At 36.2% G+C, this 7427-nt stretch carries 4 protein-coding genes and 2 pseudogenes; all 6 read left to right on the top strand.

The features are described from left to right. Window positions 1-129 (top strand): transposase (locus ACSTTO_RS00175; RefSeq protein ID WP_439271103.1); only part of this gene is annotated, 129 nt, incomplete at its 5' end. A 248-nt stretch (window positions 130-377) separates the two neighbouring features. Then, window positions 378-1307: an alpha/beta hydrolase gene (locus ACSTTO_RS00170; protein WP_439271106.1), complete on the top strand. Its 930-nt coding sequence runs from the start codon at window positions 378-380 to the stop codon at window positions 1305-1307. Window positions 1308-2091: 784 nt separating this feature from the next. Continuing rightward, window positions 2092-3798, top strand: a complete 1707-nt coding sequence (locus tag ACSTTO_RS00165; RefSeq protein ID WP_439271105.1) for a hypothetical protein — start codon at window positions 2092-2094, stop codon at window positions 3796-3798. Window positions 3799-3881: 83 nt separating this feature from the next. Beyond that, window positions 3882-5624 carry a GH39 family glycosyl hydrolase gene (locus ACSTTO_RS00160; RefSeq protein ID WP_439271104.1) on the top strand — a complete coding sequence of 581 codons (1743 nt, stop codon included), beginning with the start codon at window positions 3882-3884 and terminating at the stop codon, window positions 5622-5624. A 334-nt stretch (window positions 5625-5958) separates the two neighbouring features. After that, a pseudogene (locus ACSTTO_RS00155) lies at window positions 5959-6371 on the top strand (IS5 family transposase); the annotation flags it as partial. Between the two features lie 938 nt (window positions 6372-7309). Further along, window positions 7310-7427: pseudogene (locus tag ACSTTO_RS00150) on the top strand (IS5/IS1182 family transposase); the annotation flags it as partial.

Raw genomic sequence — 7427 nt, 5'->3', positions numbered from 1 at the left:
AAAATTGAGAATATGTTCGGAAAACTCAAAGACTGGCGACGCATCCATACTCGCTACGACCGATGCGCGCACACCTTCTTCTCATCCATCTGCATCGCTGCAACCGTCATCTTCTGGCTAAATCAATGAGTCCTGAGCTTAAAAAATGGGCTGCTTAAGGCTCACAATAGACCTAATACTCTCCTGAAAATGGAGGAGCGTCGGGGCTTTTATCATCAATGGCGCAATATGAAATTTTCAAATCAAATACTGATAAATATTACAGGTATAATTAATTTATGCTATATGATAAAAATATATATAACAATACATATAATTATTCTTCCTTTTAATAGAAATATTATTAATAAAAATATTAATTATGTTGGATTATTATAATGATTTTACCAGAAAAACCATCACCCATAGATGAAATTATTAAAGACGCAATTATACAATTTATATCTGTAAGTAATAAACCATCAATTCCACGTCAAACCAATGACCCAATGGATTTGAACTATGACGGCGACCCACAAAAAGCATTTCAATACGAATACAGATCGGTTAAATACATTTCTCAAGTAAACGACAAATGGCGTTTAATTCCCTCATGGTTAATACCGAATGAAACCATTTCAAAAAAATATGATGAATTTATAGCAATATATGTGCACGGTATATGGGGAAGTCGTGAAGACGGCTACCGTTTTTTAAAAACATTACATGATTTTGGTATAGCTACATTAATGATAGAATATCGAAATGATGAACCAGAGCTCATAGATAAAAGCGGATTGTATGCATTTGGGCTCACCGAAAACGAAGATTTACAAGCATCAATAAGATATATCACCCAAAACTATAAGCGAGTAATATTAATTGGCGATTCTATGGGAGGAGCGATTGTAGCCAATACTCTAATTAATAATACTCCTAATAAAGTTGCAGCTTGTATATTTGATGCGCCAGCTCTTGAATTTAATTATATAGTAGAAAATAAATTAATCGACTTGTTGCCTATAAGTGATTTGGAAGGTGCATACAAAATTATTTTAGATGAATATGATATAGACCTGTCTAAAGCGAATTACATACAACAATTAGCCGAAATTATAAAAATATATAATATTCCAACGTTCTATGCTTATGGAACAGAGGATAAAATAGTACCGCCCAGAGTAGCTGAAACTTTTATAAAATCTGTACCTCCTAATATCATAACTGTATTAAAGACAAAAGGGGATCATCTTGGCTCCTTCAATGCTGACAGGAAAATTTATACTGCAGCATTAGAGTATTTTCTTAAACGTATAAGTACACTTTAAGGAGAGAAAGAGAGAGGGCGTCAACTCATTTTGTCTATGTTTACAATTGCTTGGAGTCTGCTCCTAAAACGGCGTAAAATTTAGCAGATTATGTTTCAATCGAACTCTTGATATACAATAAATATTAATATGAGCTAACTTAAACTGTTTACCAACAATATATGTGTCGTAACTCGCGTTATCTGAGCAACCCAAGCGAGGCTAGGTGCTTAGTTGTTAAACCTTTAGTGCTGACGTCAAGATATATTAGGTACCAATGAAAACAAGCATGCGTAAAGTAGTGACTTATTTTTTTATGTCAATATTTCAGATCTGATCTTAAATCCCAAAAAATCTTTCAGTATTCTGAGAGTTGCATAAGTATTTATATCTATCGCTGCTATAAATATTTTCTTTTTATAAAAATTAATTTCTATAACAGAATATTTCTGTTGTTTATCCTGATTTATACTTGATTTTGCAAGCAGGCAAAAAAGTTTTTATAAATTAGATCGCCCTAAAGAATAATTTACACGCTCAAATATTTTACATCCGAGTCCATCAAATAACCTGATCACGCTGAGGATCTCACAACTCGTCCTTGTAGTGAATTGTTGAGCGTACACAATATGACTGAAACAGTGAACAGGTCAAAGTCTTCAAGAAGATCATCGCCTCCCTATATCATCAATTTAAGTCATTTATTTTTATTTCCCGTATGAAGGGTAAGAAAGATCTATATCACTTTATTCATTATAATTCAGTTTTAAAACTGAGGATAAATAAAAGATTAGGAAAGCTCTAAATGATGCAACTAGACGTTAATTATCTTACACAACAGGGCACTCTTAGGCCAATTCATGGAGCGAACGGGTCACCTTATGCTTGCTTGCCAGGTTATAATGATAGGGTCAACGAGTTTAATGAAATGGGAATTCCAACGGTGCGAATTCATGACCTCTTTGGGGTTGGAGATTTAGATAACTACTTTGATCCTGAGCGCAAACATACATATTTTCAGCTGTTAGCCAATACTCCATCGCATGTTATGGAAAGGTCTAAAAAATTATTATCTGAATATGCCAATTTACGTACGATTTTCCCGCTTATGTATACTGGCCTCTGCGATCATGACATCGATAAAATTTGGAATAATGCAAATTTTGCACCAACTGATTATTTTATAAAAAAAATTTTAGATAATGAAGAAAACCAAAATCCATATCTACAACGAGATTGTATTTTTCGGATAGGGCGCAGTTTAGATGGCGGTTGGTATGTCCCGGAAAACTTTAAAATCTATACAGATATTATTGAGCGACTGATACATCGCTATCATATCAATTATAAAGAAATTGGATTGACTAAGCCTGTCAATTACTGGGAGATATGGAATGAACCGGATTTGCCACACAATTGGGGCAGTTCCCCCGATGCTTATTATATGTTATTTATAAGTTTATTTAATAAATTGAAAAGTAAGTATCCTAATATAAAGCTCGGAGGAGCTGCATCTTCAGCAGGCATCAGAGACAGCGGAGACTACACAACAAATTTTTTATCATTCACTAAACTTTTAAGTTCCCCTTTAGATTTTTATAGCTGGCATTGCTACGCTGTCGCCAACACAGACTATAATGATATTACCACTTTCGCAAAAAATGTAAGGAAGATGCTGAATCAAAATGACATGCATAATACACAGAGCTTTCTTTCCGAATGGGGTATATATCCATATTCTGGTGCTACAGATATTTCATCTAAGCTTCAAAGCAATATAAATGCGTCATTCATTATGGCTGTGCTATTGCTATTAAATGTCGATGAACAATCGGTTGATCAAGCATGCTATTATCGTATGGACGATACGACTTTTGGTATATTTAACGCTGAAAATAAGGCTAGCTATCCAGCTCAGTGTTTTTATGTATATAATCAACTATTTACAAACCCAGAGATCATTAAAGTCGTTGAGCAAAGCGATGTAGGGTTGGTGACAATGATCACCAAGAATACAATAAATAAAACAGCGGCAGTCGTTACGACTCTATATAAACCGGATAAAGCTTATTTTGAAAGCAACTCTCAAGATGATGAAGGCGAGATATATCAACAACATTATTTCGACCCATCCTTAGATATAAATGAACTAAACTCCTGGTACATTAACAACTATTTTGGGGGTGTAGATCCTGCAACAGTCAAATTCGGCAATATATTTCCAACTACACCACTTGGTAACTCACCTGACTATCCGTCATTTTCTCCACGACAGACTCGTATAATCCAGAATGCAAATAATTATAAAATCGTTATACATAATTATTATCACCACTCATCACAAGTATTCCGGATTCGTCGCGGAGATGATTTGTCCAAATTATCACCAGAAGAGGTAACGCATACCGTTAATATAACTAATCACTTCAATAAAGAAAAAAATTATAGTGAAATCCATATTGTATTTGATGATTATCAATATTATGATATTTATTTTATAAAAATCAAATAATATTTTAATATAAAAAACATATAGCTATTTACAAAATGATTACTTATTAAAATAATATTTAAAATAATTACAGGAAATGATACATGCTTACTAATATTAATTGTTTTTCTATAGAAAATAATGCTAGAAACGTTAAATTGCGCCCTTTGCATTGTATGAATGGCACACCAATTTCTGTGCTCCCGGGCTTCCCATATTTAGAAGATGAATTTAATGAGATGGGTATTCCCTCCATACGGTTGCATGATTGTTTTGGATTGTGTGATATTGACAATAGCTTTGATGAAAAACAAATCCAGCAGATTTTAGCTAATATTGATTCATATTATAATAAATTAGCAACCGAACGATTATCTGATATGATGACCTATCGCAGTCTTGTTCCAGAATATAGAAAAATAGAAAATAAACTTTTGAGCGGTGATTATTCATTACAAGACGCAGAAAATTTAATAGTTAATTCTATAAATGACACTCATAGTAACAACTTATCACCAACAATAAATTTGTTAAGCTGGATAATAAATAACAATAAAAACAAAAATCCATATTTAAAGCGAGATATCATGTTTAGAGTAGGAAGAACCTTAGGAGGCGGAAATCATGAAATTAAATGCTTAGATCTATATGCAAGAGTTGTGCAGGAACTTGTTTATAAATTTACTTACAAAGGTACGCTCAATATACCAGATGAGTATCTCAACCGAGTAAAGTATTGGGAAATATGGAATGAACCAAATCTAGGAATCTTCTGGACTAACGCTAGCTTTCAAAAATATATAAATCTTTATGTAAAATGCTATAGGAACATCAAAGAAGCAAACCCCAGTGTTCTAGTTGGCGGCTCAGCAACAGCCTCAGGCTATGACACAGAAAATATCTATGTTAAAGATTTTATGATGTCTGCCAACGGCAATGGTTGTACACCAGATTTTCTTTCTGTTCATTTATACTCGAGTACTGAAACACCCTTTAATTTTTATGTATATGGTAAAAAATTAAAAGACAAAGCAAATAGCTTTGGCATAAAAGAGGTAATCGTATCAGAGTGGGCACCATATTGGGAGGCAGGACCTGATTACCAGGATGCCTATCAGTCTGCACGAGGGGCAGCTTATACAATATCAGCAATGATAATGATGCAATATGCTGGTATAGATAGAGCATATTACTACCGCGGAGACGGCGGCCCTCTTGGAATATTTAACTCTTCTAATCCTGCATCATATACAGCGCAAGCAATATATTTATTTAATCAAATGTTTGAAACTTCGAATGTAGCTGTCTATCCTCAAGACCCTATAGAGACAGATTATAAAAATGGGATATCAGCACTAAGTGGTGTATCCGATGATGAAAATTTGATGAATATCCTTATATCAACATATACACTAAATTCGGGGAACCAAGGGCATTTCATAAAGCCAAATTCAAGTTCACAGCGATCATATAAACAGCATTATTTTGATTTTCATGTAGATAAATATGAGGATCTTATCCGGAAAAATGAGACCGTTTTGCTAGATCAATATTATGGATCTGATATACGGTTAAGATGTGATGAACCTGCACAATTGAATGATACTAGAGAGCAAACTGGAGGCAATCCGGAACCAGTAATCTTGCAAAATACCAGTTCAAAAATTCTACTTAATGGTTTTTTTAATGAATATGAATTGTTAGAAATCTACGGTGTAGTGGAAGGTGGAGATCTAAATAGTATCATTCCTCCTATAATTTCAGGTATCACACAACGTTCTGGAAATGATCTAATTCTGAATGCTTGCCCAGATTCTGTGTATTTGATTAAAGCACAACGAAATTAGATGTCTCTCTTGCATACGTTTTTCAAATCAATGTTGATATTAACCTGATCTTCTCAGGTTTCCCAATGGCTTTTATCTCCGAGTGAACGGAGTTAATATAAACAAAGATAGCAATAAACAAATTCAAGCTAAAGTTTTCAGCGGACTATCCGGATAGTGCTGAGTCATAAAGTAGAGTATCCGTCCTGATAAGCCGCTGTTTCCTTCACCGTTGCATGATGAGTTACTCTCAAACGAAAGTGTATGGATAACTCTTGGACTCAGGATTCGTTAAATGGATTTGACTGATCTATTAGTCATATCAGAGGTTTGCCATAAACCATCTTATTTAACTATCGACAGTGCAAATACGCCGCATGAAACTTTGGTTCCCTTATCACATGGTATTCCAAGGGTCGATGATCGCCGGATTATCAGCGGCATCTTCTTTGTAATCAAAAATGGTTTGCGTTGGCGTGACGCTCTTAAAGAATATGGTTCGCACAAGACGATCTATAACCGTTTCATTCGATGGAGTCGTATCGGTGTGGTTAAACGTATTTTCTCAGAATTGGCAGCGAAAAGCGGAGAACCTGATCAATTGATGATCGATGCTAATCATCTTAAAGCGCATCGCACAGCAGCAAGCCTGTTAAAAAAGGGAATGTTCCCCGATGTATCGGATGCACCAAAGGCGGGCTGAATTTCAAATTGCATGCTGCATGTGACAGGCATGGCCGCCCACTGAATATGCATCGATCAGAAGGAGTGGACTTGCTTCGGAAAAGTGGAGAGGCATTTTGTATTAAACTGCCGTATCCCGCGCGATTTTCAAATGCCCAACCATTTCAGAGGAGCCGTTGTGTGTTTTGGGTTCAGCTGTTGCTTGACCACTTCGAACGGAACGAGCTGCACCCTCAGCGCCCAGACTGTCGGATTTTCCGTGGCTATTATCCAATTGACGATGGGGTCGCGTCACTCCACGATCTTATAACTATGATCTATAAGCGATTTGGATAGCTCGGCTCAGTAGGATCCTGTGCCTTCAATCCCAAATGCAATGACAGTTCCGAAGCCTCGTAACCACCGTTCAGGTTCGTGATAGCCTTTGATATTGGCGGGAATGGACAGAGTAGCCAATTTGGTGTCGTGGCTGTCGATGGCGACAGCTATGTGTGTTGTTTTATGTGTGTCTATCCTCCTCAACCTGGCGAAAAAAGCAGTTTCACGCTTTAATATCTCGCTCTTGACGTAAAATCTCATTCTGATATCAAAAACGTTTAAGCTCGGCGGCTATATCTTTTTCGGTCTTGCGTTGGCAAGGATCATTCATGCCTGTGTTACAGCTGCGGTAAATCCAGCGCGTTAGTATCGGAAGATTTATGCGGAGATATTCTGCCACTTGCTTGCGAGTTTGACCGCTTGTTCCGGTTAGCTGAACTGCTTCCTGCTCAAATTCCTTCGTAAAATTTGCTCACTTCGTCATAAAGATTTCCTTTTAACTCATGAAAACCTTTTCAAATTTACGAAGCTAGGCCATTAGCTTACGTGTAAGCTTATAAGTTTTATTGTGTGCATATAATTAAAGTATTCATTCTTAATATATATGAGATATAAGGCTTATTAAAACTTAGGCTCAGGACCTATTAAATTGGTTGCATGGCGGGTGGTGAGTTGATTCAATGGCGACATCAGGAGGCGTTGCCATGAGTGATTTGTTTTGGTGTCGCCGGCGCAGATGCGGCGGATTGAGCCATATTTTCCACTGTCGCATGGAGTGCCGCGGGTCGATGATCGGCGGATTATAAGCGGCATCATCTTCGT

This window comes from Pseudochrobactrum albidum (assembly GCF_051851455.1).
Taxonomy (GTDB): domain Bacteria; phylum Pseudomonadota; class Alphaproteobacteria; order Rhizobiales; family Rhizobiaceae; genus Pseudochrobactrum.
Note: the sequence above shows the minus strand (reverse complement) of the source record. Positions and strands in the feature narration are given on the sequence as shown.

Excerpts from the sequence above, each read along its gene's own strand:
- ACSTTO_RS00170 (WP_439271106.1), top strand. The coding sequence starts at position 378 with ATGATTTTACCAGAAAAACCATCACCCATAGATGAAATTATTAAAGAC.
- ACSTTO_RS00160 (WP_439271104.1), top strand. The coding sequence starts at position 3,882 with ATGCTTACTAATATTAATTGTTTTTCTATAGAAAATAATGCTAGAAAC.
- ACSTTO_RS00165 (WP_439271105.1), top strand. The coding sequence starts at position 2,092 with ATGATGCAACTAGACGTTAATTATCTTACACAACAGGGCACTCTTAGG.